This is a genomic window from Flavobacteriales bacterium (assembly GCA_026129465.1).
Lineage (GTDB): Bacteria > Bacteroidota > Bacteroidia > Flavobacteriales_F > PHOS-HE28 > PHOS-HE28.
Genome location: JAHCIA010000001.1, coordinates 1,957,866 through 1,981,603, shown reverse-complemented (window position 1 = coordinate 1,981,603; position 23,738 = coordinate 1,957,866). Strand labels below are relative to the sequence as shown.

At 61.4% G+C, this 23,738-nt stretch carries 22 protein-coding genes; 7 read left to right on the top strand and 15 right to left on the bottom strand.

Going from position 1 to position 23,738, the window contains the following annotated elements; all coding sequences use genetic code 11:
* Position 1: 1 nt before the first annotated feature.
* From KIT10_08515 to ade, 3 genes are all read right to left on the bottom strand, one after another.
* Positions 2-226, bottom strand: coding sequence for a DUF4190 domain-containing protein (locus KIT10_08515; protein MCW5899302.1), 225 nt, complete (start codon positions 224-226; stop codon positions 2-4).
* Positions 227-681: 455 nt separating this feature from the next.
* Positions 682-1,062 (bottom strand): hypothetical protein, encoded by a 381-nt coding sequence (locus KIT10_08510; GenBank protein MCW5899301.1) that lies wholly within the window; start codon positions 1,060-1,062, stop codon positions 682-684.
* 42 nt (positions 1,063-1,104) lie between these two features.
* On the bottom strand, positions 1,105-2,757 hold the full coding sequence (gene ade, locus KIT10_08505; protein ID MCW5899300.1) for an adenine deaminase: 1,653 nt from the start codon (positions 2,755-2,757) through the stop codon (positions 1,105-1,107).
* 477 nt (positions 2,758-3,234) lie between these two features.
* Between ade and KIT10_08500 the strand changes: the two genes are divergently transcribed.
* Both KIT10_08500 and KIT10_08495 read left to right on the top strand, forming a co-directional pair.
* The gene (locus KIT10_08500; protein MCW5899299.1) at positions 3,235-3,567 is read left to right on the top strand and encodes a YegP family protein; all 333 of its coding nucleotides are present in this window, start codon (positions 3,235-3,237) and stop codon (positions 3,565-3,567) included.
* Between the two features lie 55 nt (positions 3,568-3,622).
* Positions 3,623-4,408, top strand: coding sequence for a prohibitin family protein (locus tag KIT10_08495; protein ID MCW5899298.1), 786 nt, complete (start codon positions 3,623-3,625; stop codon positions 4,406-4,408).
* Between the two features lie 6 nt (positions 4,409-4,414).
* On the opposite strand, the gene dnaJ is transcribed toward KIT10_08495, so the two are convergent.
* The 9 genes from dnaJ to KIT10_08450 form a co-directional block, all read right to left on the bottom strand.
* Complete coding sequence (gene dnaJ, locus KIT10_08490; GenBank protein MCW5899297.1) at positions 4,415-5,536, bottom strand: molecular chaperone DnaJ; 1,122 nt, start codon at positions 5,534-5,536, stop codon at positions 4,415-4,417.
* Between the two features lie 70 nt (positions 5,537-5,606).
* Positions 5,607-6,194: a nucleotide exchange factor GrpE gene (locus KIT10_08485; protein ID MCW5899296.1), complete on the bottom strand. Its 588-nt coding sequence runs from the start codon at positions 6,192-6,194 to the stop codon at positions 5,607-5,609.
* 172 nt (positions 6,195-6,366) lie between these two features.
* On the bottom strand, positions 6,367-8,946 hold the full coding sequence (locus KIT10_08480; protein MCW5899295.1) for a fibronectin type III domain-containing protein: 2,580 nt from the start codon (positions 8,944-8,946) through the stop codon (positions 6,367-6,369).
* A 195-nt stretch (positions 8,947-9,141) separates the two neighbouring features.
* On the bottom strand, positions 9,142-9,705 hold the full coding sequence (locus KIT10_08475) for a TlpA family protein disulfide reductase (GenBank protein MCW5899294.1): 564 nt from the start codon (positions 9,703-9,705) through the stop codon (positions 9,142-9,144).
* A 137-nt stretch (positions 9,706-9,842) separates the two neighbouring features.
* The gene (murA, locus tag KIT10_08470) at positions 9,843-11,150 is read right to left on the bottom strand and encodes a UDP-N-acetylglucosamine 1-carboxyvinyltransferase (GenBank protein MCW5899293.1); all 1,308 of its coding nucleotides are present in this window, start codon (positions 11,148-11,150) and stop codon (positions 9,843-9,845) included.
* Between the two features lie 159 nt (positions 11,151-11,309).
* Positions 11,310-11,975: a DUF4290 domain-containing protein gene (locus tag KIT10_08465; protein ID MCW5899292.1), complete on the bottom strand. Its 666-nt coding sequence runs from the start codon at positions 11,973-11,975 to the stop codon at positions 11,310-11,312.
* Between the two features lie 125 nt (positions 11,976-12,100).
* Positions 12,101-12,421, bottom strand: coding sequence for a DUF5615 family PIN-like protein (locus tag KIT10_08460; GenBank protein ID MCW5899291.1), 321 nt, complete (start codon positions 12,419-12,421; stop codon positions 12,101-12,103).
* Positions 12,405-12,653 (bottom strand): DUF433 domain-containing protein, encoded by a 249-nt coding sequence (locus KIT10_08455; GenBank protein ID MCW5899290.1) that lies wholly within the window; start codon positions 12,651-12,653, stop codon positions 12,405-12,407. Before KIT10_08455 ends, KIT10_08460 begins: the two co-directional genes overlap by 17 nt.
* 20 nt (positions 12,654-12,673) lie before the next feature.
* The gene (locus KIT10_08450) at positions 12,674-15,073 is read right to left on the bottom strand and encodes a UvrD-helicase domain-containing protein (GenBank protein MCW5899289.1); all 2,400 of its coding nucleotides are present in this window, start codon (positions 15,071-15,073) and stop codon (positions 12,674-12,676) included.
* A 259-nt stretch (positions 15,074-15,332) separates the two neighbouring features.
* On the opposite strand from KIT10_08450, the gene KIT10_08445 reads away from it, so the two are divergent.
* Together KIT10_08445 and KIT10_08440 are read left to right on the top strand one after the other, a co-directional pair.
* Positions 15,333-16,577 (top strand): SprB repeat-containing protein, encoded by a 1,245-nt coding sequence (locus KIT10_08445; protein MCW5899288.1) that lies wholly within the window; start codon positions 15,333-15,335, stop codon positions 16,575-16,577.
* Positions 16,577-19,081 carry a hypothetical protein gene (locus tag KIT10_08440; protein MCW5899287.1) on the top strand — a complete coding sequence of 835 codons (2,505 nt, stop codon included), beginning with the start codon at positions 16,577-16,579 and terminating at the stop codon, positions 19,079-19,081. Before KIT10_08445 ends, KIT10_08440 begins: the two co-directional genes overlap by 1 nt.
* An 8-nt stretch (positions 19,082-19,089) precedes the next feature.
* Here the strand turns inward: KIT10_08440 and KIT10_08435 are convergent, their stop codons facing one another.
* Together KIT10_08435 and KIT10_08430 are read right to left on the bottom strand one after the other, a co-directional pair.
* Positions 19,090-19,485: an IS5 family transposase gene (locus KIT10_08435; GenBank protein ID MCW5899286.1), complete on the bottom strand. Its 396-nt coding sequence runs from the start codon at positions 19,483-19,485 to the stop codon at positions 19,090-19,092.
* Positions 19,416-19,856 carry a transposase gene (locus KIT10_08430; protein ID MCW5899285.1) on the bottom strand — a complete coding sequence of 147 codons (441 nt, stop codon included), beginning with the start codon at positions 19,854-19,856 and terminating at the stop codon, positions 19,416-19,418. Before KIT10_08430 ends, KIT10_08435 begins: the two co-directional genes overlap by 70 nt.
* A 196-nt stretch (positions 19,857-20,052) precedes the next feature.
* Between KIT10_08430 and KIT10_08425 the strand changes: the two genes are divergently transcribed.
* Positions 20,053-20,442, top strand: coding sequence for a T9SS type A sorting domain-containing protein (locus tag KIT10_08425; GenBank protein MCW5899284.1), 390 nt, complete (start codon positions 20,053-20,055; stop codon positions 20,440-20,442).
* A gap of 3 nt (positions 20,443-20,445) precedes the next feature.
* On the top strand, positions 20,446-22,059 hold the full coding sequence (locus tag KIT10_08420; protein MCW5899283.1) for a T9SS type A sorting domain-containing protein: 1,614 nt from the start codon (positions 20,446-20,448) through the stop codon (positions 22,057-22,059).
* A gap of 4 nt (positions 22,060-22,063) precedes the next feature.
* On the opposite strand, the gene KIT10_08415 is transcribed toward KIT10_08420, so the two are convergent.
* Positions 22,064-23,029 carry a Fic family protein gene (locus tag KIT10_08415; GenBank protein MCW5899282.1) on the bottom strand — a complete coding sequence of 322 codons (966 nt, stop codon included), beginning with the start codon at positions 23,027-23,029 and terminating at the stop codon, positions 22,064-22,066.
* A gap of 306 nt (positions 23,030-23,335) precedes the next feature.
* Here KIT10_08415 and rpsL point away from each other — a divergent pair, with 306 nt between their 5' ends.
* The gene (gene rpsL, locus KIT10_08410) at positions 23,336-23,734 is read left to right on the top strand and encodes a 30S ribosomal protein S12 (protein ID MCW5899281.1); all 399 of its coding nucleotides are present in this window, start codon (positions 23,336-23,338) and stop codon (positions 23,732-23,734) included.
* Positions 23,735-23,738: the final 4 nt, after the last annotated feature.

Genomic DNA, 23,738 nt, shown 5'->3' with positions numbered 1-23,738 from the left:
CCTAGAACCCTGAACGTATCACCACCATCAGGGTGATGAGAGCGCCGATCAGTCCCAGGATCAAGGCCGCCAGCGCATAGCCCTTGCCCTTGCGCTCCTGCGATCTGATCCTGCGCAACGCCACCGCGGCCAGTACGATGCCCGCCACCACCAGCGCCGACACCAGCCAGCCGCTGTTGGTGAGGAAGGCCGCCAAAATTCCCAGCACCACAAGTCCCAGGGCCACCACACCCAGAGGGTCAAAAGCTCCAACAGGCACCTGCGGATCCGGTTCCAGTCGCCGATCAGGTGCCCATGCCTCTGGTGTTCGGGGTGCCATCGGCTTGTCCGCTTCAGGCGCGATGTGATGCAGAGCGCGCGATGCGCCCAAGTCCTTCAATGGAACCGTTGCCAGCGTGGCTTCAGCATCCGGCGGATCGTCGCCGATGAATGGACCGGTGTTCGGATCAGCCAAGGAGGCTTCCTCAGCGCCGAACGTTTCAGCCTTGTGCCGGGTGCGCCCTTGTTGGGGGCCGTGCTGTCTTCCCCAACCCGGATCCACATGCCAGCCGGGTCGGTGGCGTCGCTTTTGGATCGCGCCATCGGCGTATCCGCGCGGGGCGGTGCAGGCGGTTGTCATGGCGAAGGCCAGTGCCAGAAGTACAGGACCGGTTCGCATGGACGGGGGCTTGTGAACGAGCCTCAGTTCTTTCTTGTCCGCTCCCCCAGCACGATGATGGCCATGCCGATGCCGAGGTAGAGCAGCTGGATGGGAAGCACGCTGCGGAGCATGATCATCTGCGTGACGATCCAGATGACGAGTGCGGAACCGGCCACTTGGGCGAATCGGCCGGTGCGGCCGTGGCGCCGCCACACCAATGCCGCCGCCACCAGGCTGCCCAGGCCGATGACCGAGAACAACAGCAGACCGGGTATCCTGTAACTGCGGAAGGGCGAGTGGTCCAGCCAGGCGAGGGGCAGTTCCAGCAGCGAACCGTCCGGCGCATAGGAAAGCATGGCACCCGCCACCACGGCGGTGAGGCCATTGAAGAGCAGCAGTGCGAATAGGATCCAGCGTTCCATCACTACAAGTCTACGGCCTCGGCCGGTCCGAACGGCCTTTTCTCACAACAGCCGGAAGGCATCGCCGTCGAAGAGCCCGCGGTCGCTCATCTTCAGGTGGGGTATCACCAGCAGGGCCATGAAGCTGAGCGTCATGAAGGGTGCGGTGAGCGTGCTGCCCATTGCTTTGGCCGCCTGGTCCAGGTCGGCGTAGTCCTGCGCCACCCGCCAGGGATCGGCATCGGTCATGATCCCCGCCACGGGCAGCGGCAATGTCCGCACATCGCGCCCATGGACCAGGCTCACGCCCCCTCGATCGGCGATCACGGCGTTCACCGCCATGCACAGGTCCTCATCGTTGGTGCCCACGGCCACGATGTTGTGGCTGTCGTGGGCCACACTGCTGGCGATGGCGCCTCGCTTCATGCCGAAGCCGGTGGTCCATCCCGTGGCCACCGGTCCATCGTGGTAGCGGTCGGCCACGGCGATCTTCAGCAGGTCGCGCTGCGGATCGGCCACCAGCAGGCCGCGGCGTTCCGTGCCGCGCATGTGGCGTTTGTGCGTGATCAGTTGCCCGTCCAGCGCTTCGATGGCCAGCACTTCGCTCTGGAGGGCGGACACCTCGAAGTCCGCGGTGCGCTTGGGAGAACAATTGAAATGGTTGGGATGCGGGTCCATGTCCGCTGGAGCCTCCGCAGGCACGATCAGCGACTCGCCATGCCTCGCGACCTCCGATCCGGAGAGCCAGGTACGCCGTACGCGGAAGCGTTCCAGGTCATCCACCACGATGAGGTCGGCGGGGTCGCCCACGCGCAATTGGCCCACGGGCAGGCCATAGTGCAGCACAGGGTTGACGCATGCGGCCTGGAGCACGTCGAAAACGTCGATGCCGCCTTCCACGCAGCGCGCGCACAGGTCGTTCAAATGGCCCTTCACCAGACGGTCGGGATGCATGTCGTCCGTGCAGAGCATCACCCTGTCCGTGTGGCTGGAGAGCAGTGGCATCAGGGCCTCCAGGTTCTTCGCGGCGCTGCCTTCGCGGATGCTGATGCGCATGCCGTGGCCGAGTTTGTCCAAGGCTTCCTCCAGCGAAAAGCATTCGTGGTCGGTGGAGATGCCCACCATGCCGGGCCCCAGCCCCGCGCGGATGTAGCGCTCGGCAGCTTCTCCACGTAGTCCGGGCGCATGGCCATCTATCGGTTTGCCCAGCCTGCGCGCATGCTCCAGCTTGCGCATCACCTCAGGGTCGCCGTTGATCACGCCGGGGAAGTCCATCACCTCGCTCAGATATCGGATCCCGGGGCGTTCCAAAAGGCGTCCTACCGCGTCACTGTCCAGCCGCGCGCCCGCGGTCTCGAAGACGGTGGCGGGCACGCAACTGGGCGCTCCGAAGAAGAAGTGGAAGGGTGTTCGTGCACCATCGTTGAGCATGTGGTCCACACCCGCTTCGCCCAGCACATTGGCGATCTCGTGCGGGTCGCTCACCGTGGCCACCGTTCCGTGCACGACGGCCAGCCGGGCGAAAGCGCTCGGGATGAGCATCGAGCTCTCCACATGCACATGGGCATCAATGAATCCGGGCAGGATGAAGCCCTCCACCGGGCCGGAGGTCTCCCGGATGTCGGCGATGAGGCCGTCCAGGATCAGCAATTCGGCTTTGCGGATGCGTCGTGCGGGGATGTCCACGAGCATGCCGCGCAGGGTGGTGCCAGGCATGGCGCCAAGGTAGCCGCTCCGTTTTCTGGGCCGTGTACAGGAGATCCGGGCAGGCCGCGTGCTAACTTTTGTTCTATTGCAAAGGCCGTGTATCCTGATTGACTTTGTACTGGTCCCAAGCGGGCCTGTGGTCCCGGAGGCCTGAGCAACCTCCACCGCACAGATCGGCCGTCGAAACCCGATGGCCTTTCAGCCAAGGCACCTGGAGCAGGGTGCCTTGGTGTTTTTCAGGCCTGGACGAGCGCCACGGATCCATCACGCGGAAGTCACATTGCCATCATGTGGGCGCCTTCATTTTGTGGCATGCAAGCCCGACTGGACAGGCCGGTGATGGAGCACCTTCTGCGCATCGCCCTGGTGGCGGCCTTGACCGGCCTGGTGGCCATGTTCATCGCCTACACGCCCAACGCGGCCTGACGGGGGTCATGCCTCCGCGCGGGCCTTTGGCTTTCCTTCGGGCGACCAATCCCTGAAGCCATGGCCACCGGAAGATTCGAAGTGTTCGTGGACCGTGCGGGCGAGTTCCGCTTCAATCTGCTGGCCAGCAACGGCCAGGTGATCCTCAGCAGCGAAGGGTACACGCGCAAGGCATCCTGCCTGAACGGGATCGAAAGCGTGCGGCGCCACAGTGCCGAGGACCGCTTCTTCGACCGCATCATCAGCCGCGACGGCCAGTACCGTTTCGTGCTGAAAGCGGCCAACGGCGAGATCATCGGTACCAGCGAACGCTATACCACCGCGGAAGGCCTGGAGAATGGCATCGCCTCCGTGCGGATGCACGCGCCCGGATCGGTGGTGATGGAACGCTGATCCCGGATCGGCGGCATGGGCCTTGTGGTCCCGCAGGGAAACGACCCGAGAAGCCATGACCGCTCGTATCGTCCCATTGCTGGCCGTGATGGCCGCCGTGCTTCTGCTTTCCTCCTGCACCACCGTCCGCCAGGGCAACGTGGGCGTGAAACAGCGCTTCGGCAAGTTGAGCGAGCGCACCATCACTTCGGGCCTGGTGATGGTGAACCCCTTCACCACGCGGGTGATCAAGGTGCCTGTGCGCACGGTGAACCGCGAGATCGTGATGGACCTGCCGAGCAAGGAGGGACTGAACGTGCGCAGCGAGATCAGCATCCTTTACCGGATCAAGCCCGGCATGGTGCCGCATATCATCGAGAATGTGGGCACGAACTACGAACAGGCCATCATCGTGAGCGTGTTCCGTTCGGCGGCGGCCGACATATGTTCCAAGCACTTCGCCAAGGACATGCACAGCGCGCAGCGAGCGGCGATAGAGAAGGAGATGAGCGACCACATGAACGAATTGCTGGAGCCACGCGGCTTCGTGATCGAAGCGGTGCTGATGAAGAGCATCCAGTTGCCGCAGGGCCTGGCGCGCGCCATAGAGGACAAGCTGGAAGCCGAGCAGCGCGCGCAGCAGATGGAGTTCGAGCTTCAGCGGGAGCGGCTGGAGGCGCAGCGCAAGGTGATCGAGGCCGAAGGGGTGCGCGACGCGCAACTGGTGCTGGGGCAGGGCCTCAACGAGGAGATCCTGCGGCTGCGCAGCATCGAGGCCTTCGAGCGCTTGTCACGTTCGGCCAATGCCAAGGTGATCATCACCGATGGGGCCACGCCCTTTCTGATCCAAGGTGAAAAGTAGCGCGGCTCAGCTGCCGAACATCTCCTTCACGCGTTCGAAGAACCCCTTGTCCTTGGCGGTGGGCTTGGGTTGGAAGCCGGGGCTGTGGCGCAGTTTCTCCAAGGCGGCCTTTTCCTCCTTGCTCAGGTCGGTGGGGGTCCAGACGGCGATGTGTACGAAGAGGTCGCCCGTGCCACGCCCATGCACATCCGGCAGGCCCTTGCCTCGCAGGCGCAGCACGTGGTTGGTCTGGGTGCCGGGTTCGATCTTCACCTTCGCCTTGCCACGCACCAAGGGCACTTCGATCGAAGCTCCCAACGCGGCGTCCACCATGCTGATGAAGACCTCGTGGTGCAGGTTCATGCCATCGCGGCGCAGATCGGCGTTCGCCTCCTCCTCGATCACCACCAACAGATCGCCGGGCACACCACCCGCCGGGGCCTCATTGCCCATGCCGCTGATGTTGAGCTGCATGCCCTCCTCCACGCCAGCGGGGATCTGCAGGGGCACCACAACCTCTTCGCGGATAAGGCCATGTTCGTCGCTGCCGGGAGCGCGCTTGCTCACCGTTTGTCCGATGCCGCCGCAGGCCGGGCAGGTGCTCACGGTCTGCATCTGACCAAGAAATGTGCTTTGCACACGGCGCACTTGACCGCTTCCGCCGCAGGTGCCGCAGGTGCCGTACTCGCTCCCTTTGGCGCGCACCAGTTTGGTCACCTTGATCTTCTTCTCGGCGCCGAGGGCGATCTCCTCCAGGGTGAGCCGCAACCGCACGCGCAGGTTGCTGCCCTTGATCACACGCCTTCCGCCCCCGCGCCCGAAACCACCGAAGGCGCCGCCCCCGAAGGCATCGCCGAAGATGTCGCCGAACTGGGAGAAGATGTCCTCCATGTTCATGGAGCCCCCACCCTGAAAGCCGCCCATGCCAGGTCCTGCATGTCCGAACCGGTCGTACTTGGCCTTCTTGTCGGGATCGCTCAGGATCTCGTAGGCCGCAGCGGCCTCCTTGAACTGCTCCTCGGCGGCCTTGTCGCCCGGGTTCTTGTCCGGGTGGTACTTGATGGCCAGCTTGCGGTAGGCTTTCTTGATCTCATCGGCCGTGGCGTTGCGGCCTACGCCCAGGACCTCATATGGATCGCGTTTGCTCATGTGGCGGGCCACTCAGTGGGGCCTGTGGTGCGGATGGGTGGAAGGGTGGGTGGTGGCATGTACGGATGGGTCATTCGCCGACCACCACCTTGGCGAACCGGACCACCTTTTCATGGAGCGTGTATCCCTGCTCCACCACATCGATCACCTTGCCTTTGAGCTCGTCGTTCGGCGCTGGTGCCTTGGTGATGGCCTCGTGCCGGTCGGTGTCGAAGACCTGGCCCTTGCAGTCCTCCATGGGCCTGAGGCCCTGCCCGGCCAGCAGATGCAGCAATTTCTGCTGGATCAGCCGGAAGCCCTCCTTCACGGCGGTGATGTCGTTGACCTTTTCGTTGTTCGTCACGGCGCGGTCCAGATCGTCCAAGGCCGGGAGAATGGCCACCATGGCACGCTCCCCGGCGAACTCGATGAGCTCCAGGCGCTCTTTGGCGGTGCGCTTGCGGAAGTTCTCGAACTCCGCGAAGAGCCGCACGTACTTGTCGTGCAGGGCCTGGTGCTCGGTGCGCAGCACGTCCAACTCGGCTTGCAACGATGTCTCTGACGTGCTGTCAGCGGTGCTGGACGCATCCACATCCTTGTCAGGCGCGGGTCCCATGTTGTTCGATCGGTCCTCGGGGGTCATCGTGTTGTCTTCGGGTCGGCTCCTCGCTTGGTCCATGGTATCCACAGGCTATCTGGCCGGCCAGGGGTCGTATCCTGCCCGGCCGGGCGTCCGCCTTGGTCAATTCCGGTGCCAGCAGCGCTCGCCGGACAGCTTGACAGTGGACTGAAATGGAAGGGCCGCCACGCGCATGCGCGTGGCGGCCCTTCGCGATCGGGGAGGTGCTTGCTCAGCGTTGCACCATGAAGCGCTGCTGATGGCGCTGCTCACCCTCCAAAATGTGCAGCACGTACATGCCGTTGGCCAGTTCCGGCAGCGGGATCCCGAAGGTGGAAGGACCTTCGTCCACGGTCTGCCGGGTGGTCAGCACCAAGCGCCCCATGCCGTCGAAGATCTGAAGCTGCAGGTCGCCGGAAGAACCGGCCAGGTAGTCCAGCATCACCTTGTCGTTGGCCGGGTTAGGATACAATCCCATCAGACCGCTCTCCGGGACCATTTCCGCTTCCAAGGCATCGGCATCGAGTTCGCCTTCACGGAAGTTGCTGGCGCTGATGCTGGCCCGCAGCGTGTAGCACTGCGTGGTGTTGAAGGCGCCGTTGTATCCATAGACGCGGATGTAGTAGGTGGCCACGGTGGTGGTGTTGAGGATGATCACCTCGTTGGCGGTGCCGCCGTTCTGGCTGATACCCACCTGGGTGCTGGTGCCGCGGAACAGGCGCACATCATAATCCGCCGGCAGCGTGGTGAGGTCGATGCGGATCCTGGGCTGCGAACTGGTGTTGTTGAACTTGTACCAATCGTTGTCCGAGCTGCTGCCGATGAGCGCCTGGATGTTGGTGTTCACCGGGATCCAAGGTGCCGTGCCCGTGGTGTTGTTCGACTCCCAGGTATCCGTGCATCCTGCGCTGGCCGTGGTGAAGTTCACCTGTGTGCCGTAGGCCGAGGTGGAGCCTGCGCAGACCGTGGCCACGCGCGCGTTGTAGGCGGTGTTCGCGCTCAAGCCGGTGATCGTCGAGCTCGTGCCGGCGACATTGACCGTGGTCCAGGTGCCGGCGCTGTTGAGCTTGTACTGCAGGCTGTAGCCGGTGGCACCGCTCACGGCGTTCCAAGAGAGTGTGGCCGCGCTGGCGGTGATGCCCGAGGCGGCCAGTCCGGTGGGCGTATTGCAGGTCTGCACGGCCGTGGCGCTCGCATTGAGGGCGTAGCACTGCGTGGCGCTGAAGGCGCCATTGTAGCCGAAGACATGGATGAAGTAAGTACCGGCAGCGGCATTGTTGTAAGTGATGCTCTCGCTGGTGGTGCCGCCCGCCTGCGATATCGCCAACTGGCTGCCGCTGCCATTGAGCAGGCGCAGGTCGAAATCGGCCGGCAGGTTGCCGAGTGTGATGCTGATGTTGGACGTGGCCCCCAGCGTGAAGCGGTAGTAGTCCACATCGGTGTTGCTGGCGATCAGCGCGTTGATCGAGGCGGGCAGGGTGATGGTGGGCGCCGTGCCGGTGGTGTTGTTGGGCTCCAGGGCATCGCTGCAGCCGGCGGCCGCAGTGGTGAAGTTCACCTGGGTGCTGTAGGCCGAGGTGGAGCCCGAGCAGACCGTGGCCACGCGTGCGTTGTAGGCGGTGTTCGCGCTCAAACCGGTGATCGTCGAGCTCGTGCCGGCGACGTTGACCGTGGTCCAGGTGCCGGAGCTATTGAGCTTGTATTGCAGGCTGTAGCCGGTGGCACCGCCCACCGCGCTCCAGGAAAGCGTGGCGGCGCTTGAAGTGATCCCCGACGCGGCGAGGCCCGAGGGGGTGTTGCAGGTGCCGCCACCACCCGGTGGAACGCAGCCCTGCGAGTTCAGAAGTGATACGCGCGATCCGCCAGTGGCGAAAAGGGCCTGCATACGACTCTTCTGGCCCAGGGTGAAGATGTTCATGCAACCGTCGTTGGAGTAGTCCATGTAGTTCATGGTCATCTCCACCGGGGTGCCGGAGCAGGTGCTGTAGTGCGGGTAGGACGGGCAGCCGGAGTTGGCCGCATTGTGCACAGGCGTGTCGGCCACCAGGTCGTTGCCGCAGGTGGCATCGCCCCAGATGTGACGCAGGTTCAGCCAGTGGCCCACTTCGTGGGTGAGGGTGCGGCCGTAGTGGAAGGGCGAGGCGGTGCCGGGGTTGGTGAGGCTGCCCACCGAGGAGAAGAGCACCACCACACCATCTGTGGCGGCGGCACCACCGGGGAATTGCGCATAGCCCAGCAGGCCGCCGCTGAGGTTGCAGACCCAGATGTTCAAGTAGTGGTCGCGGTTCCAGGCGTTGCTGCCGCCGTTCGCGGTGTATTTCACGGCGTTGTTGCTGCTGAAGGCGGTGACGGTGGTCTGGCGGCGCACGATGCCCGTGGTGGGGTTGCCGCTGGGATCGCGTTGGGCCATGCAGAACTGCACCTCGGTGTTGGCGCCCAGGGAGGCGAACAGGGCCGGGGTCTGGTTCGCGTCGCTGTTGAGCCGCGCGAAGTCCTCATTCAACTGCTGCAGTTGCGACAGCAGCTTGCTGTCCGGGATGTTCTGCGCGGCGGTGTTCCACACCACATGGAAGACCACCGGGATGGTGACCACGGCGCGCTCCGCAGTGGGGTCGTCCTGGGCCACGAACTGCTGGGTGAAGGATTCGATCTGCTCCAGCCGTATGGCGCGTTCGGGGTCATCGGCGATCTCCTGTTGCAGCACCTCCATGGTGCTGCATGTACGCTGGGCCCAGGCGGGCAGCATCAACATCAGGGCGGCGAGCACGAGCAGGGCGTGCCACACCTTTCCCAATCGGAATGGACGTTTCATGTGGGCGGGAAGGGTTGGGTGAGGGTGGGTCGCGGGGCTGAGGGTCCCGCATTTCACGCAAGCTTAATCCACGAAGGGGTTTCACGCAACACCCCGGGGCCTCCTTCCAGGCCATGACTTTTCAACAGGCCCTGGCACCAGAAGCGAAAAGGCCGGGGGCGAATGCTCCCCGGCCTTGCTCGTATCACGATCCGATCAGAGGCTCTTCACGTACTTGTCCATCTCCTGGTGCAGGGCCATGCCGCGCAGGTTCTTGGCGATGATGATGCCGTTGGGGTCGATCAGGAAGCTCATGGGGATGGAGTTCACCCCGTAGAGCCGGCCGGCCTCGCTTTGCCAATGTTTCAGGTCGCTCACGTGCCACTTCCACGTGAGGCCATCCTGGGCGATGGCCTGCTTCCAGGCCTGGCGGTTGCGGTCCAGGCTCACGCTGTAGATCTCGAAGCCCTTGCCCTCTTTGTACTTGGCCTTGCTGTATTTCTGGTAGGCGGCCACGATGTTGGGGTTCTCCTTGCGGCAAGGCCCGCACCAGCTGGCCCAGAAATCGATCAGCACGTACTTGCCTTTCAATTCCGAGAGCTTCAGCACCTTGGTGCTGTCCACGTTCATGAAGGCCAGTTCGGGGGCCTTGTTGCCTACGGCCGTGCCCACGCGCGAATTGCCGCCTTCATCGGGGCGTTGGCGGTCGCCGCTGGAGGTGAAACCATAGATGGCCAGCAGCGCCACGGCGCCGATGGTGAGAATGCGGGTCTTGTACATGCCTGTTCGCTGGTGTTGGCCCAAAGGTAGGGGGGCGTTGCGGCGCCGCGCATCGCCAAGGGCGTGCCGGGTTGGGATCCTTTGCGGAAATGGCGAGCGTTACAGCGACAAGATGACGGGTCGGGATCCCGGAAGGCTCAGTTGACCACCTCGATGCGGGCACCAAGGGCGTTGAGGCGGCTGTCGATGTGCTGGTAGCCGCGGCGGATCTGTTCGATGTTCTCGATGGTGCTGACCCCCTCCGCGCTGAGGGCGGCGATGAGCAGGGCCACACCTGCGCGGATGTCGGGGCTGGTCATGCGGATGGCGCGCAGGGGCTGCTGGAAATCCTGGCCGTTCACCACCACGCGGTGCGGGTCGCAGAGGATGATCTGCGCGCCCATATCGATGAGCTTGTCCGTGAAGAACAGGCGGCTCTCGAACATCTTCTGGTGGATGAGCACGCTGCCCTTGGCCTGGGTGGCCACGGTGAGCACGATGCTCAGCAGGTCCGGTGTGAAGCCCGGCCAGGGATGGTCGCTGATGGTGAGGATGCTGCCATCGATGAAGGTGCTGATGCGGTAATGCTCCTGGGCCGGCACCAGGATATCGTCGCCCTGCCTTTCCACGGTGATGCCCAGTTTGCGGAACACATCGGGAATGCAGCCGAGGTGGTCGTAGCCGGTGTCCTGGATGCGGATCTCGCTGCGCGTCATGGCGGCCAGGCCGATGAAACTGCCGATCTCGATCATGTCCGGCAGCATGCGGTGTTCGGTTCCGTCGAGCTCCCGCACCCCTTGTATGGTGAGCAGGTTGCTGCCGATGCCGGAGATCTTCGCGCCCATGCGATTGAGCATGTGGCAGAGCTGCTGCAGGTAGGGCTCGCAGGCGGCGTGGTAGATGGTGGTGGTGCCTTCGGCCAGCACGGCGGCCATCACGATGTTGGCCGTGCCGGTGACGCTGGGTTCGTCCAGCAGCATGTGGGCGCCCTTCAATCGTTTCGCCTCCACCTTGTAGAAGCCTTCCCTGGCATCGTAGGTGAAATCCGCGCCGAGGTTCTGGAAGCCGATGAAATGGGTGTCCAGCCTGCGCCGGCCGATCTTGTCGCCACCGGGCGTGGGGATGTAGCCGCGGCCATAGCGCGCCAGCAGCGGCCCCACGATCATCACGCTGCCGCGCAACCCCCCGCCCATCCGCTTGAATTCGGGCCGCATGAAGAACTCGATGTCGATGTCCTTCGCGGTGAACCGGTAGTCGCTGTCGTTGAGCTTCTCCACCACCACGCCCATGTGGCGCAGCAGGTCGATCAGCTTGTTCACGTCCACGATGTCGGGCACGTTGCGGATGGTGACCGGCGCCGGGGTGAGCAGCACGGCGCAGAGGATCTGCAGCGCCTCGTTCTTCGCGCCTTGCGGGGTGAGGGTGCCCTTCAGGCGGTGGCCTCCTTCAATGCGGAAACTGGACATCGGCTTGGCGGTCCGGCGCTAAATGCGGACACGCCAAAGCAACAACGGCAAGGAGTTCACCGGCGGTGTGCGGTGGGCCGGGTTTGCACGGGGAAGTGTGGAAGAAGCGGTTGTTCTGTCGCCCGTTGTCGTTCGTCGGTCAACCAGAAACCTGCAACCTCAATACCGCTTCTTCCGCTTGCGATTGCGCTTCTTGCCACCGCCACCGCCCTGGCGCCGGCGCGTGTCCACCTCATTGCGCGGACCATTCTGCTGGGCGCGCAACAGATCGGCGGTGTGGGCCAGTTGGGTGTCGGGCTTCAACTTGATGCGCCCCTTGCTCAACTCGGACAGGTCCTTGAGGATCACAGGATCGGGCACGGTGTCGCGGTTCCAGGTGAGGAACTGCTTCTTCATGTGGTTGGCGATCAGCTCGGCGTAGGCGTCGCGCTTTTCCCCGGACTCCATCTCGGCGCACTGCTCGATCATGCTTTCCACCAACTTGCCGTAGTGGCCGAAACGCACATTCGATTGCGGGTAGGGCACGCGCTCGGGCTTGCTGTGCAGCTCCTCCACGGTGGGCATGGGGTAGGGGGCGTCCACATCGAGCTTCAGGTCGCTCATGATCCAGAGGTGGTCCCACAGGGTGCGCTCGAAGTTGTCGCTGTTGCGCAACTGCGGATTCAGGCGTGCGATCACCTGGATGATGGCCCTGGCCTGCCGGGTGCGTTCGGCGCGGTCCTCGATCTCCATCACGTGGTCCACCATGCGCTGCACGTTGCGCCCGTATTCGGGGATGGGCAGTTGCGGGCGCTGGGTGTTGTAGTCCAATCCGGGAAGGCTCATCGGGAGCAGGTGTTGGGAAGCAGTGGCCGGCGCGGCGTGGGCGGGGAAACCTTCCAGGAAGGAGGCGTGCCGCGCGGCAGTGGGTCCAAATGTAGGGAAGCAGGGCGTGGTTCGCCGTTTTCGGTTCAACGAATGATGGTGGGTCCTGCCTGCACCCCTCGTTCCAAAGCGGCCAGCACATTGGACATGATCGGGGCCAGGCTCAGGTAGGTGTTGTCTTCCGCATCAAGGACCAGCACAGGGAGGTCGTAGCGCTTGAAATTCTGTTGGTAGCGCAAGTTCTTGTCGAAGGTGAGCAAGACATCAAACCCATGCTCCTTCATCGACCGCAGCAGTTCACCATTGCCTCTGCCATTCCAGCCCATGTCCCTCACCGTGAAGGCCTCATGTGGTGACAACAGGGCTTTGATCCGCTTGGGCAGGTTCTCGTCAAGCAGCAGCTTCATAAAGCTTGCTGATCCGTTCGGCACTGAAGAGACCTCCCACCAGTTCGAGCACACCGCTGGCCTGGGACCGGCTCACGCTGGGGAAATCGCTGAGGAAGTCGTCCAAGGTGGCGCCTTTCTCCAAGTGCCATATCAGGGACTCCACTGGTACGCGGGTTCCCTTGAACACGGGGCACCCACCCAGTACGTCGGGGTCCACGGAGATAAGCTCTTTGACGGTCTGGGTGTTCATGACACCCAAATGTAAGCCGATCACCCCTCCACCACCTCCAGCTTCGCGAAGCGCAGCAGCAGCTGCTTCTGCCCGGCGCTGGGGAAGAACACGGTGGCTTTCAGGTCGGGTGCGCGGCCTTCCACCTTCAGCACTTTGCCCTTGCCGAAACGTTCGTGCGCCACGGTCATGCCCTCGGCGATCTCCGGGCTATCGGCGCCCAGCGAGCTGGTGGCTTCCAGTGGACGGCCCTCGGAGGTGATGCGCTTGAGCTTGCCGGGCTTCGGAGATGTAGGGGGGCCGGGTCTGCGCTGCGGGGCATTTGGTCGCGGTGATACGGGCGCACGTTCCTCCCGCCCGTACACGGGCTTGCCACTGGCGAATTCGCCGGGGTTCGGACCGAAGCCCACATTCTTCCTTGCCCAAGGCGGTGTGCCGCGCGCCGCGCCGAAGCCCACGCGATCGTTGGCCTTGGGCATCTCCAGGAATTTCTCGTCGATCTCGTCGATGAAGCGGCTGGGTTCTCCGGCGGTGAGGTTGCCCCACTTGTAGCGGCTCATGGCGTAGCTCAGGGTACAACGCTTCTCGGCGCGGGTCAGGGCCACGTAAAAGAGGCGGCGCTCCTCCTCCAGGTCGGCGCGGCTCTGCACGCTCATCATGTTGGGGAAGAGGTCCTCCTCCAAGCCCACCACGAACACATAAGGGAACTCCAAGCCCTTGGCCGCGTGGATGGTCATCAGGCTCACCCGGTCGGTGTCGTTGGGGTCCTCGTTGTCGGCATCGGTCAGGAGTGCCACATCGATCAGGAAGTCGCTCAGCGTGCGGGGCAGGTCCGTGCCTTCGGCCTGCGCATCGGAGAATTCCTTCATCCCGGCCAGCAATTCCTGGATGTTCTCGTAGCGGCTCACGCCCTCGGGCGTCTTGTCCGTGAAGAGGTCTTTCAGGATACCGCTGCGCCGCGCGATCTCCTCGCCCAGCATCGCTGCGCTGTGCGTGGGCAGCTGTGCCTGGAAGCTTTTGACCATGGTCACGAATTCCGCCAGGGCTTTGCGCGTGCCGCTGTGGATCTCCAGTTCTCCTGAATGCTGCGTGAGCAGGTCCCACACGGGCATCCCTTTCTCCGCGCTCGCCACCAGCAGCTTGTCCACCGTGGTCTGCCCGATGCCACGCGTGGGATAGTTGATCACGCGTTTCAGCGCCTCCTCGTCGCGCGGGTTGCAAACCAGCCGGAAGTAGGCGATCAGGTCCTTGATCTCCTTGCGCTGGTAGAAGCTGAGACCGCCGTAGATGCGGTAGGGTATGTTCAGCTTGCGCAAGGCCTCTTCCATGCTGCGGCTCTGCGCGTTGGTGCGGTACAGGATGGCGAAGCCCTTGTTGGGCACCTGCTCCCGCATGTGCGTCTCGAAGATGCTGTGCGCCACGAAGGCGCCCTCCTCGTTGTCGCTCAACGCGCGGTGCACGCGGATCTTCTCACCCTCATTGTTGTCCGTCCAGATGGTCTTGCGGATCTGGTCCTTGTTCTTTTCGATCAGCGAATTGGCCGCGCCCACGATGGTCTTCGTGCTGCGGTAGTTCTGCTCCAGTTTGAAGAGCTTGTGGTCCGGGTAGTCGCTGCGGAAGTTGAGGATGTTCTGGATGTTGGCGCCGCGGAAAGCGTAGATGCTCTGGCTGTCGTCGCCCACCACGGTGAGGTTCTCATGCCGGGCGGAAAGGGTCTTCACGATGTTGTACTGCACCAGGTTGGTGTCCTGGTACTCGTCCACCAGGATGTATTGGAAGCGTTGCTGGTACTTCAGCATGGCCTCCGGATGGTCGCGGAAGAGCAGGGCCGTGTTGTACAGCAGGTCGTCGAAATCCATCGCCCCCGATCGGAAGCATTTCATGGCGTAGGCGCGGTAGATCTCCCCCATCTTCTCGCGGCCCACGCTGGCATCCGCCGCCATCTGCTCCGCATTGGCCAGGTATTCCAGCGGACCGATCAGGTTGTTCTTCGCCATGCTGATGCGACCGTGTACCTGGCTGGGCTTGTACAGCTTGTCGTCCAGCTGCCATTCCTTCACGATGCCCTTGATCACGTTGCGGCTGTCGTCCGTGTCGTAGATGGTGAAGTCCTTGGGGTAGCCCAGCTTGTCCGCTTCGGCGCGGAGGATGCGGGCGAAGACGCTGTGGAAGGTGCCCATCCACAGGTTGAGCGCCTCGGTGGAACCCTGCTCGCCCAGCAGTTTGGCGATGCGCTCCTTCATCTCCCGCGCCGCCTTGTTGGTGAAGGTGAGGGCCAGGATGCGGAAGGGGTCCACGCCCTTGGCGGCCATCAGGTGGGCGATGCGTACGGTTAGCACGCGCGTCTTGCCGCTTCCTGCACCGGCGATCACCATGTTGGGGCCGTCGGTATGCTCCACGGCCGCGCGCTGGGCGGGGTTCAGGCCTTCGAGATAACGCATGGGGAGAGGGCGAAGGTAGCGGTGGGTGGTGGCAGGGCAGTGGGGTGGATATCAACGATCGGTGGTGGCGAGGATGGCGGGCCGGCAACGATCGCACCATGTTGATCGCCAGACCTGTATAGAAATGCGGAATGATGTCCCTGCGAATTTGGTATTCGCACGCTTCCGCATTATGTTCGTTCCACCCTACCCGATCGATCATGCGTTTTGTCCCCCCCCCCCCCCCCGAGCCGGCCAATTCCTGATCGCCTTGGCTTGCATGGGCATTTGTGCTGATAGCGCTATCGCCCAGCCGCTCAACATCACACTCGTCCGCAGCAATTACAACGGCTATGGCGTCAGTTGTTTCGGGGGCACCAATGGTAGCATAGAGGCCATCGTCACCGGGGGAACGGCGCCCTACACCTATTTGTGGTCCAATCAGGACACCACCGCCGCCATCAGCGGCCTGGCAGCGGGTTACTACCGCGTAACGGTGACGGATGCGGACAGCACAAAGCGCTATGCGGAGATCACTCTCTCGCAGCCCAGGGCCCTCATCGTGGGTTTGACGCCCTACACTTGGCCGAACGGCTACAACGTCAGCTGCCACCAATGCTACAACGGCAGCATCCAGACCGCTGTGCAATATGGCGTGCCGCCTTACACCTACCTGTGGCAGGACGCTGTGACCACGCAGCACCGCACCGCCATCGGCGCGGGCAACTACCAATTGGTGGTGACGGACCACAATGGCTGCCAGAACCAACCCGGGGCACTGTTCCTCTCGGAACCCGCCGACAACAACTGGGACAAGGGTGGCAATGCGGGCACGGACCCGGAGGTGGATTACCTGGGCACGTCGGACTCCACGGACTTCGTGCTGAAGACCAGCGGCGCGGAGGTCGTCCGCCTGCTTGCTGGAGGAGGTATCAAACTGGGCCTGCCGTCCGGGATCCTCGGCTTGGATGATGACGGCGAGCTGCGCGCTTTCCTCACCAAGCCTTGGTGCTGGCCGGCCGGGGACACAACGGTGGCCCCTTGGTACACCTGCGGGAATGTCATCGACAACCCGAATGGCATCTACTTCATCGGTACGGTGAACAATGCTCCGCTGCCTTTCCGCACCAACAACCAGCAACGCATGGTCATCACCAGCACATCGCGCGTGGGGATCGGCACCAACCCACCGGCTGGTGCGGTGGATGGCTACCGGCTCTTTGTGGAGGATGGTATCGCCACGCGCGATGTGCTGGTGAAACTGGGTGAATGGCCGGACCATGTGTTCGCCGATGAATACCCTTTGCGCCCACTGGCGGACCTCCGTTCACACTTGAAACTGCACCGCCACCTGCCCGGCATCCCCTCGGTCCGCGAAGTGGAGGAGAAGGGCGGCGTGGAAGTGGGCGACCTGCAGCGGCGGATGTTGGAAGTGATCGAACAGCAGGCCCTCTACATTCTGGAATTGGAGGAGATGTTCCGAGGCCTGGAGCAGCGGATCGGTGATCTTGAAACGTCCAAGTGATGCGCGCCTTGGCATATACGGCTGCCATCGCCGCGCTGCTGGTCATGGCACAAGCGAAGGCCCAGACCCCCTACCCGGACCACACCATCCAGGATGTATCTTGGAACAGCGGCACGCACCATTTCGCCGTGGTCACCCAGCACATCATAGCACCGGGCACCCCCATCTTGCCGGTCCTGATCACAGGTACGGCGGATGCCGAATTTGTTTCCGGCTCCCGGGTTCGTCTTGCCCCGGGCTTCCATGCGGGCGGCTTCGTTACCGAAGGCCGCTTCAGGGCCTACATCGACGAGACCCTGGGCCGACCCGCCGATCTGGTCATCATCGCTCCGGACCCTCAGGTGGCCTTGGTGGACAACATCGTGCACGTGCCGAAGTGGGAGAAGTTCGAGGTGGGTTTGCGCTTGCCCCAGGAGTATCAAGATGCTACCGAGCGTTTTTTCGACCACTACTATTCCGGCGGAGTGATGGAGGATGCTACGCCGGGCAATGTCCATCCTGTGTATGACCTTAACCCGTATGCGGACGACTCGCTCCAGTTGGTGATGACGCTGACCTCCCCATCAGGTTCCAAGATAAAATGGGGCTTCTTCATGAGGGAGGGTAGATGGTCCAGTGAAGATCCTGATGCCAAGCTTGTCGAAGCCCCTGATGATCCGCTATACCCCTACCACATTCGATTCCGTATCGCTCCGGATGTGGAAGGGCCTTGGCGTTTCGACTTGGCGGTAAAAGCTCCTCACACCCAGACGCTGGCCGATCAAGCGCTCCCCGAGCATGACTATTGGGGCTATAAGTTCCACTGCGGCCCTCCGGTGCCAGGCAACAGGGGCTTCTTGAAGGTCAGTGAAGCTAACCGCCGCAACCTCCAGTTCGAAGATGGTACACCCTTCTTCGGTTTGGGACCCAACCTTGCCGACAAGGCCAGTAGCGACTGGTACTTCCTCATGCGTGATTACAACTTGATGAAACAAGCACTGGAAGACCTTCATTCGATGGGAGGCAATTTCTCTCGTATGTATCTCATGCGCTCGATCTTCGCTCCGGAATGGGTGAATCTAGGCGTCTATGATTCTTACCGAGCACCACAAATTTGTTTGTCCAACCCACCTTGGGATCTCATCTATCGCGGTAACTGCCAATATCAATGTTGGGCGTTCGGTCAATTGCTCGATCATATCCATGATAATGGCATTTACGTGCAATTATGTGTTGACCCCTATCCGCCTATCAAGGCCTACGAGATCCCAATATGGGGACCCCATGCATACGTCTTGAACTATCTGAACCCTATCAGGGATCCAAGTACTGGAAGGTATGACCTCAAAGAGTTCTTCTATGAGGGAGGTGATCCTGCCAACAAGAACAGCGGAGTATTCTACTACTGGAAGAGGAAGTACAAGTATATCATGTCCCGCTGGGGATATTCAGTCAATATCGCGGCATGGGAGCCTTTCAATGAGATCGATCAGATGCTTACGTATAGCTATGATGACCTGAGTATCCAAGAACCTCATCCACTTTGGGATATGTGTCCGATCAATAGGATAGAATGGCCCATGGATTCCTTGCTGCCTGTCATCATCGACCAATGGTTGACGGACATAACGGATCATGTCCGCGGTGATGTGGAGCACGATGATCTCGTTCATTCACCGTTGGGAGAAAAGAACAAGCTCTGGCTCATGAGCTATACTGGAGGGACGGGACCGGCCAACAGCGCCCATTACTTGCCCTTTTCCAATGAAGCGGTGGACCTGATCGATGTTCATCACGGTATCCATCCCACACTGGTCGACCAGGGCCTTCCTGCCTGGCATCTGAGAGGTGCGTTCGACCAAGTGCAGGACTTCCGGACCCAGTACCCGCCCACCACTGAGGCCCTCCGCAAACCTTTCAGTCACGGGGAGTTCAACCATTATACCCACCTGACCGGATTCAATTCTCTGGTTGAGGGGATCTTCCACAACTATGATGTCTCATTCCACAATGAGCTCTGGGCTTCGGCTTTCAGTGGCAAGTTTGCGACGGGGACCACTTGGTTGTGGGGCAGGGTGTTCTGGTGGGAGGATGCATTGCCACAGCCGCCGAATGACCCCAATAATCCATTCCAATGGAGTCCACTCCAGCAATCTTCGAATGTTCTTGGGGAAGATAATGAAATGTATGTTGGAGGTATTTCCATTCCTGTTAGGAACAAGAGGATACACCACCACTTCCGGCCGCTGGCCGATCTGCTGGCACACCCGAGTTGGTTGGACTATGGCTTCTTCAATGGCGACTACACGGCGCAAAAGGTGTTCGATGAAAGCAATGATAACGAGATCGAGGCGTACTACCTGAAGAACACGGACAACAACGTCGCCATCGGCTGGGTGCATAACCGCAACGCCTGGGTGATGAACAGCTTCTACCTCAGAAGCAACACTCAGAATTTCCTCGGCTGCGATCCGCCGAGCACACAATCCATCACGCTCACCGGTTTCGAGCAAGCCACTGACTAGAAGCCATCTCAAAATAGTTTGCGCATGAGGATCATGGCACAAGCGAGCTGGACGAAGCCCAGGAAGTTGATGCTGTGATACTCGTAGCGGACCACAGTACGCCTGAAGTTGTTGAGCCAGGCGAAGCATCGCTCCACCTTCCATCTCCGCTTGTATCTGCGAAGCTCCCTTCCATCTTGGGATTTTGAACGCCCTGCGCGGTTCGGTGCGATCATGCGGACCTTCCTGCGCTTGAGCTTGCGATCGAGCTGATCGCTATCGTAGGCCTTGTCGCCGATGAGCACTTGGGGCAATTCTTCCATGAAACGCGCGGCCAGCGTTTGGGTCACGAGCTTCACTTCGTGGGTGCTGGCTCCGAAGGTCCGTACGGCGATAGGAAGACCAGCAGCGTCTGTGACGACCATGATCTTGGTGCCTTTACCTCGCTTAGTCGGGCCGATATGGAGCCCCCTTTTTTGGCACTGGAGAAGGTGCCATCGATGAAGCATTCTGTGATGTCGATCTTCCCTCTTCGTTTGAGGTCCTGCGCCAAGGCCCACAGCACCTTGTCCCATACGCCCTGCTGACACCAGCGCTGGAAGTACCGATGGCACGACTGGTAAGGAGGGTAGCGCGGTGGAAGATCCTGCCATCTGGCTCCTGTCCGGCAGATCCATAATACCCCATTGAACACCTCCCGAGCATCCAGTGGCTTCCTGCCACGCGTCTCGGTCCTCTCTTGAATAGGTGAGAGCAGGTCCTTGACCGCTTCCCACTGGGCGTCCGTGCAGTCCATCGTTTTGGACATCGAAAGAGGACATGCACGGTGAAAGGATCAAGACCCTCCCTTCTTCGGTTGTCAAACGCCCGTTGTTCATGGCTCAGGACACCTCAACTATTTTTGAGATGGCCTCTACTACATCACCTGGTTCCCGACGCGGATGAACACCACCGTATGTCCCGATGACGATGAGGATCTTTCCGGTACGGGAATGATCACGCTCGACCTTTCCACCGCGCCTTTGGGCGGCACGCTCAACAACTACATGGACACACTCCACGCCGACTATGCCTTCATCATCACCCCCGCTCCCTTCGTGAAGAGCCTGCAGTTACCGCCTGCCGCACAAGCTGTGCCCGAAGCCGGTTGGGATTACACGCTGTATCCGAACCCCGCCCGCGACGCACTCTTCCTTCGCTTCCCGGATGACGCACCCAAGGATATTGCGGTCCTGGATATGGCAGGCAGGCGGGTGACCTCACAGGCCAACATCACGGGAACCAACCACTTCCTGCCCCTCGGCCAGTTGGCCAAGGGTGCCTATTGGGTGCGTGTGACCGATGGAGTACACATAAAGGTGAAGAAATTGATCATCCACTGAGCCATGATGAGGTTGACCTTGCTCCTGTTGTCTTCCATTCAGTTCTGCTGGGTCTTGTCTCAGCCAGTATATGAAAGAATATATTCTGGTGGTGCTGCTGGGAAATTCAACCTGATTGAACTGAATAGTGGGAATGTGTTGACCATTGTTGTGAATTCATTTAGTATCAATATAACCGGAACATCAATTTCCAATAACGATGGTGTGATAATACACAGTCATGCTTATTATATTGATACTTTTGTAGTGATGCAATCTATCAAAAAATATACTGAAAACGAATTCTATTTTGTGGGCGGATACTGGAAGGATACTTGCTCGACCACCGGAGCGAAAAAAACATATCCCGTGATTGGACGGATGGATTCTATAGGCAACATCTTGTCTATTCACCATTATGCTCTAAACGCACCCGAGTGCTCAAACATGGCTGGAGATCTCGATATATTAAGTGGAGAGGGAGGAGCCATCGCTTGGGGGACTCGCGACTATAGATTCTTCGCACTGAAGGTTGATGCTGCCGGGGAGCCGGTATGGGCCAAACGGTTCAGTCATCAAGCCGCTTTTCAGTTCATCAAAGAACTGCCCGGCGGCGACCTGCTGGCGGGCATCAACATGGACACGGCCGGGGCGGTGGTGGCACGCATGGATGCGAACGGCAATTTTCTCTGGTGCAAGTCCTATATCCGCCCCCGAGGGATGTTGCACGACGCGCTGATCGAGTCGGACGATGCCTTCATCATCACCGGCTACACGGATAGCACGGCTTCCACGAACCCGTTCATCCCGCTGCCTACCACGTTCCAGCCGAAGCTCTTCATGATGAAACTGGACGGTGCTGGGGAAGTACAATGGTCCCGGGGTTATGACAGCGCACCGAACTATTGGTACACAGGGCAGAGTTCTCGCATCGTAAAAGCCTTGGATGGCAACTATGTGGTGCTGGCCACCTTGGGGCATCCGGGGTACAATTTCTTCTTACGGCCTTTTCTGATGAAGACCGACTTGAACGGCGATACGCTTTGGACACGGTCCGGGGGAGCAAGTGGCTATGATTACTTCACGAAGGACCTATTGGCGCATTCGGACGGAGGCTATTTGATCAGCGGTGGTGTATGGGGCGATCTGCCAGAGATGAACACCGGCCTCCCCTATATCTTCAAGACGGATAGCCTGGGCCACTTCTCCTGTCTGGAGCGCCAACACCCCGTTCAGGTACTGGACCTCTTTCCCACGGATAGCAATTTCGTGCTTACCTCCATCGATGGCGCCACCGTTCACCCTGCCTTTGTGAACGACACCATCTTCGATCCCATCAATGTGTACGATGCTTGCGTGGTCACCAGTGTGCAGCAATACCGGCCTACCAAGCTACGCGCCATGCGCGTGTACCCCAACCCCACCCTGGGTCGCTTCACCGTGGAGTTCGCAGACCCGTTGATGGCCGAGAGCTACTATTCGGTGTACGACGCCATGGGGAGATTGCTGTACCAGCGCCCACTGCCCACCGGCGCCACGCTGGAAGAGGTGGACCTCTCGCGCTTCGGCAGGGGCACCTATGTGTTACGGGTCACGGACCCCGAAGGGCAGCGGCATACGAGGGTGGTGGTGGAGTAGGGCGCTACTTCTTCTGGTAGGTCACCCCCCGCCCTTCACCCTCCATCTGCAGCAAGCCGCCATCCACCGCCTCCCGCAGATCCCTGGTCGCCGTGGCGGTGCTCAGCTCCGGGTAGAAGGCCAGGTAGTCCTTCCGGCGGAAGGGCCGCTTTGTGGCTTGGGCCAGGAAGACGGCCATGCGGTCATTGGCACCGCGTACCGGTTCGCCTTCTGAAAGCAGTTCGGTCAGGGCCTCGTCGATGCGTTCCAGCAGGTAGGTGATGAAGCCGCCGCAATCACCCCGGCGGTCGGCGTACTCCAGCGCGGCGTGGTAGGCGGGTTCGCGTTGGTGGATGAAGGCCTCCACGGGCAGGTAGGCGAATACCGGCCAATGGCGCATGAGCAGGCGCCGCTGCCACAGCCGGGCCAGGCGGCCGTTGCCGGCAGTAAAAGGCCGCAGGTAGATGAGGCCGAAGTGTACTACGCAACTGGTGAGCAGGGGCGGGAAGTCATCCTCCTCGGCGTACTGGAGCAACTCCTGCACGGTGGCGGGCAGGTCATGGGCCGAGGCCACGCGCAGGGGTTCGGGGTCGCCATAGAGCACATCCATGGGTCCGCTGCGGAAGTGGCCGGCATCCAATGCCAGGCCGTGCATCAGCACGGCATGGGCGTGGCGCAGGTCCTGCGCGGTATAGGGGTCCAAGGCGGGAAGCAGTTCCTGCACCCGGTGTGTGTTGAGCACCTCGAAATGGGCTGGTAGGGAAGGTGCGGCGCCGTGCGCCAGGAGGTCCGCCACGGGCACGGGTTCCAGGGTGCCCCCCTCTATGGCCACGGTGGCGTGCACGCTGCTCACGCGGTAGGCCATGGCCAGTTCCGCCGGACAGAGTTGCAGGTGGCGGGCATGTACCTCGCCCAGGTGCTGGTGGATGCTCGTCAGCAGGCCCAGCATGCGGGGCGAAATGCTGTAGAGGGTGATGCTGCCGACATCCATTCAGATCATATGATGCGAACAAAGGTAATCTCCACATGCTGCCCGCCCTGTTCATTCCAGGGTCTTTCGCACGGCGGATCGGAGCACACTCCGTCGACGGAGGTTTGTCGTGCCATCGCTAGGTAATCAGGGGGATATGCCCTTCCCTGCGATGGTCTTCATCGCCCCCGGACGGCCGCATGACAGGTGGTCTCCGAAAAAATTCATTGACCTCACCCGGTTGAAAAAAGGCTTTGGATTACCTTCGCAGCCCGTTTTCGCCAAGGGATATGCGGAAACGCCTGAAAGCCAAGACGAAAGGACCTCATGCCTACCATCCAACAGCTCATCCGGAAGGGTCGCGAGACCCCTGTGTACAAGAGCAAGTCGGTCGCCCTGACCCGCTGCCCGCAGCGCCGTGGTGTTTGCACCAAGGTGTACACCACCACGCCCAAGAAGCCGAACTCGGCCCTGCGCAAGGTGGCCAAGGTGCGCCTGGTGAACGGTTATGAGGTGATCGCCTACATCGGTGGCGAGGGCCACAACCTGCAGGAACACAGCATCGTGCTGGTGCGTGGCGGCCGGGTGAAGGACCTGCCCGGCGTGAAGTACCACATCGTACGGGGCGTGCTCGACACCAGCGGGGTGGAGGGCCGCAACCAGCGCCGCAGCAAGTACGGCACCAAGCGTCCGAAGCCCGGACAAGCTCCCGCCAAGAAGAAGTAACCGT

Bases quoted from the DNA above. Each gene is read 5' to 3' on its own strand.
- KIT10_08500 (MCW5899299.1), top strand. From the start codon at position 3,235: ATGGCCACCGGAAGATTCGAAGTGTTCGTGGACCGTGCGGGCGAGTTC.
- dnaJ (MCW5899297.1), bottom strand. From the start codon at position 5,536: ATGAGCAAACGCGATCCATATGAGGTCCTGGGCGTAGGCCGCAACGCC.
- KIT10_08450 (MCW5899289.1), bottom strand. From the start codon at position 15,073: ATGCGTTATCTCGAAGGCCTGAACCCCGCCCAGCGCGCGGCCGTGGAG.
- KIT10_08420 (MCW5899283.1), top strand. From the start codon at position 20,446: ATGATGAGGTTGACCTTGCTCCTGTTGTCTTCCATTCAGTTCTGCTGG.
- KIT10_08435 (MCW5899286.1), bottom strand. From the start codon at position 19,485: ATGGTCGTCACAGACGCTGCTGGTCTTCCTATCGCCGTACGGACCTTC.
- KIT10_08425 (MCW5899284.1), top strand. From the start codon at position 20,053: ATGATCACGCTCGACCTTTCCACCGCGCCTTTGGGCGGCACGCTCAAC.
- ade (MCW5899300.1), bottom strand. From the start codon at position 2,757: ATGCCTGGCACCACCCTGCGCGGCATGCTCGTGGACATCCCCGCACGA.
- KIT10_08455 (MCW5899290.1), bottom strand. From the start codon at position 12,653: ATGAACACCCAGACCGTCAAAGAGCTTATCTCCGTGGACCCCGACGTA.
- KIT10_08460 (MCW5899291.1), bottom strand. From the start codon at position 12,421: ATGAAGCTGCTGCTTGACGAGAACCTGCCCAAGCGGATCAAAGCCCTG.
- KIT10_08445 (MCW5899288.1), top strand. From the start codon at position 15,333: ATGGGCATTTGTGCTGATAGCGCTATCGCCCAGCCGCTCAACATCACA.
- KIT10_08485 (MCW5899296.1), bottom strand. From the start codon at position 6,194: ATGGACCAAGCGAGGAGCCGACCCGAAGACAACACGATGACCCCCGAG.
- murA (MCW5899293.1), bottom strand. From the start codon at position 11,150: ATGTCCAGTTTCCGCATTGAAGGAGGCCACCGCCTGAAGGGCACCCTC.
- KIT10_08510 (MCW5899301.1), bottom strand. From the start codon at position 1,062: ATGGAACGCTGGATCCTATTCGCACTGCTGCTCTTCAATGGCCTCACC.
- KIT10_08430 (MCW5899285.1), bottom strand. From the start codon at position 19,856: ATGGACTGCACGGACGCCCAGTGGGAAGCGGTCAAGGACCTGCTCTCA.
- KIT10_08415 (MCW5899282.1), bottom strand. From the start codon at position 23,029: ATGGATGTCGGCAGCATCACCCTCTACAGCATTTCGCCCCGCATGCTG.
- KIT10_08475 (MCW5899294.1), bottom strand. From the start codon at position 9,705: ATGTACAAGACCCGCATTCTCACCATCGGCGCCGTGGCGCTGCTGGCC.
- KIT10_08495 (MCW5899298.1), top strand. From the start codon at position 3,623: ATGACCGCTCGTATCGTCCCATTGCTGGCCGTGATGGCCGCCGTGCTT.
- KIT10_08465 (MCW5899292.1), bottom strand. From the start codon at position 11,975: ATGAGCCTTCCCGGATTGGACTACAACACCCAGCGCCCGCAACTGCCC.
- KIT10_08480 (MCW5899295.1), bottom strand. From the start codon at position 8,946: ATGAAACGTCCATTCCGATTGGGAAAGGTGTGGCACGCCCTGCTCGTG.
- rpsL (MCW5899281.1), top strand. From the start codon at position 23,336: ATGCCTACCATCCAACAGCTCATCCGGAAGGGTCGCGAGACCCCTGTG.
- KIT10_08440 (MCW5899287.1), top strand. From the start codon at position 16,577: ATGCGCGCCTTGGCATATACGGCTGCCATCGCCGCGCTGCTGGTCATG.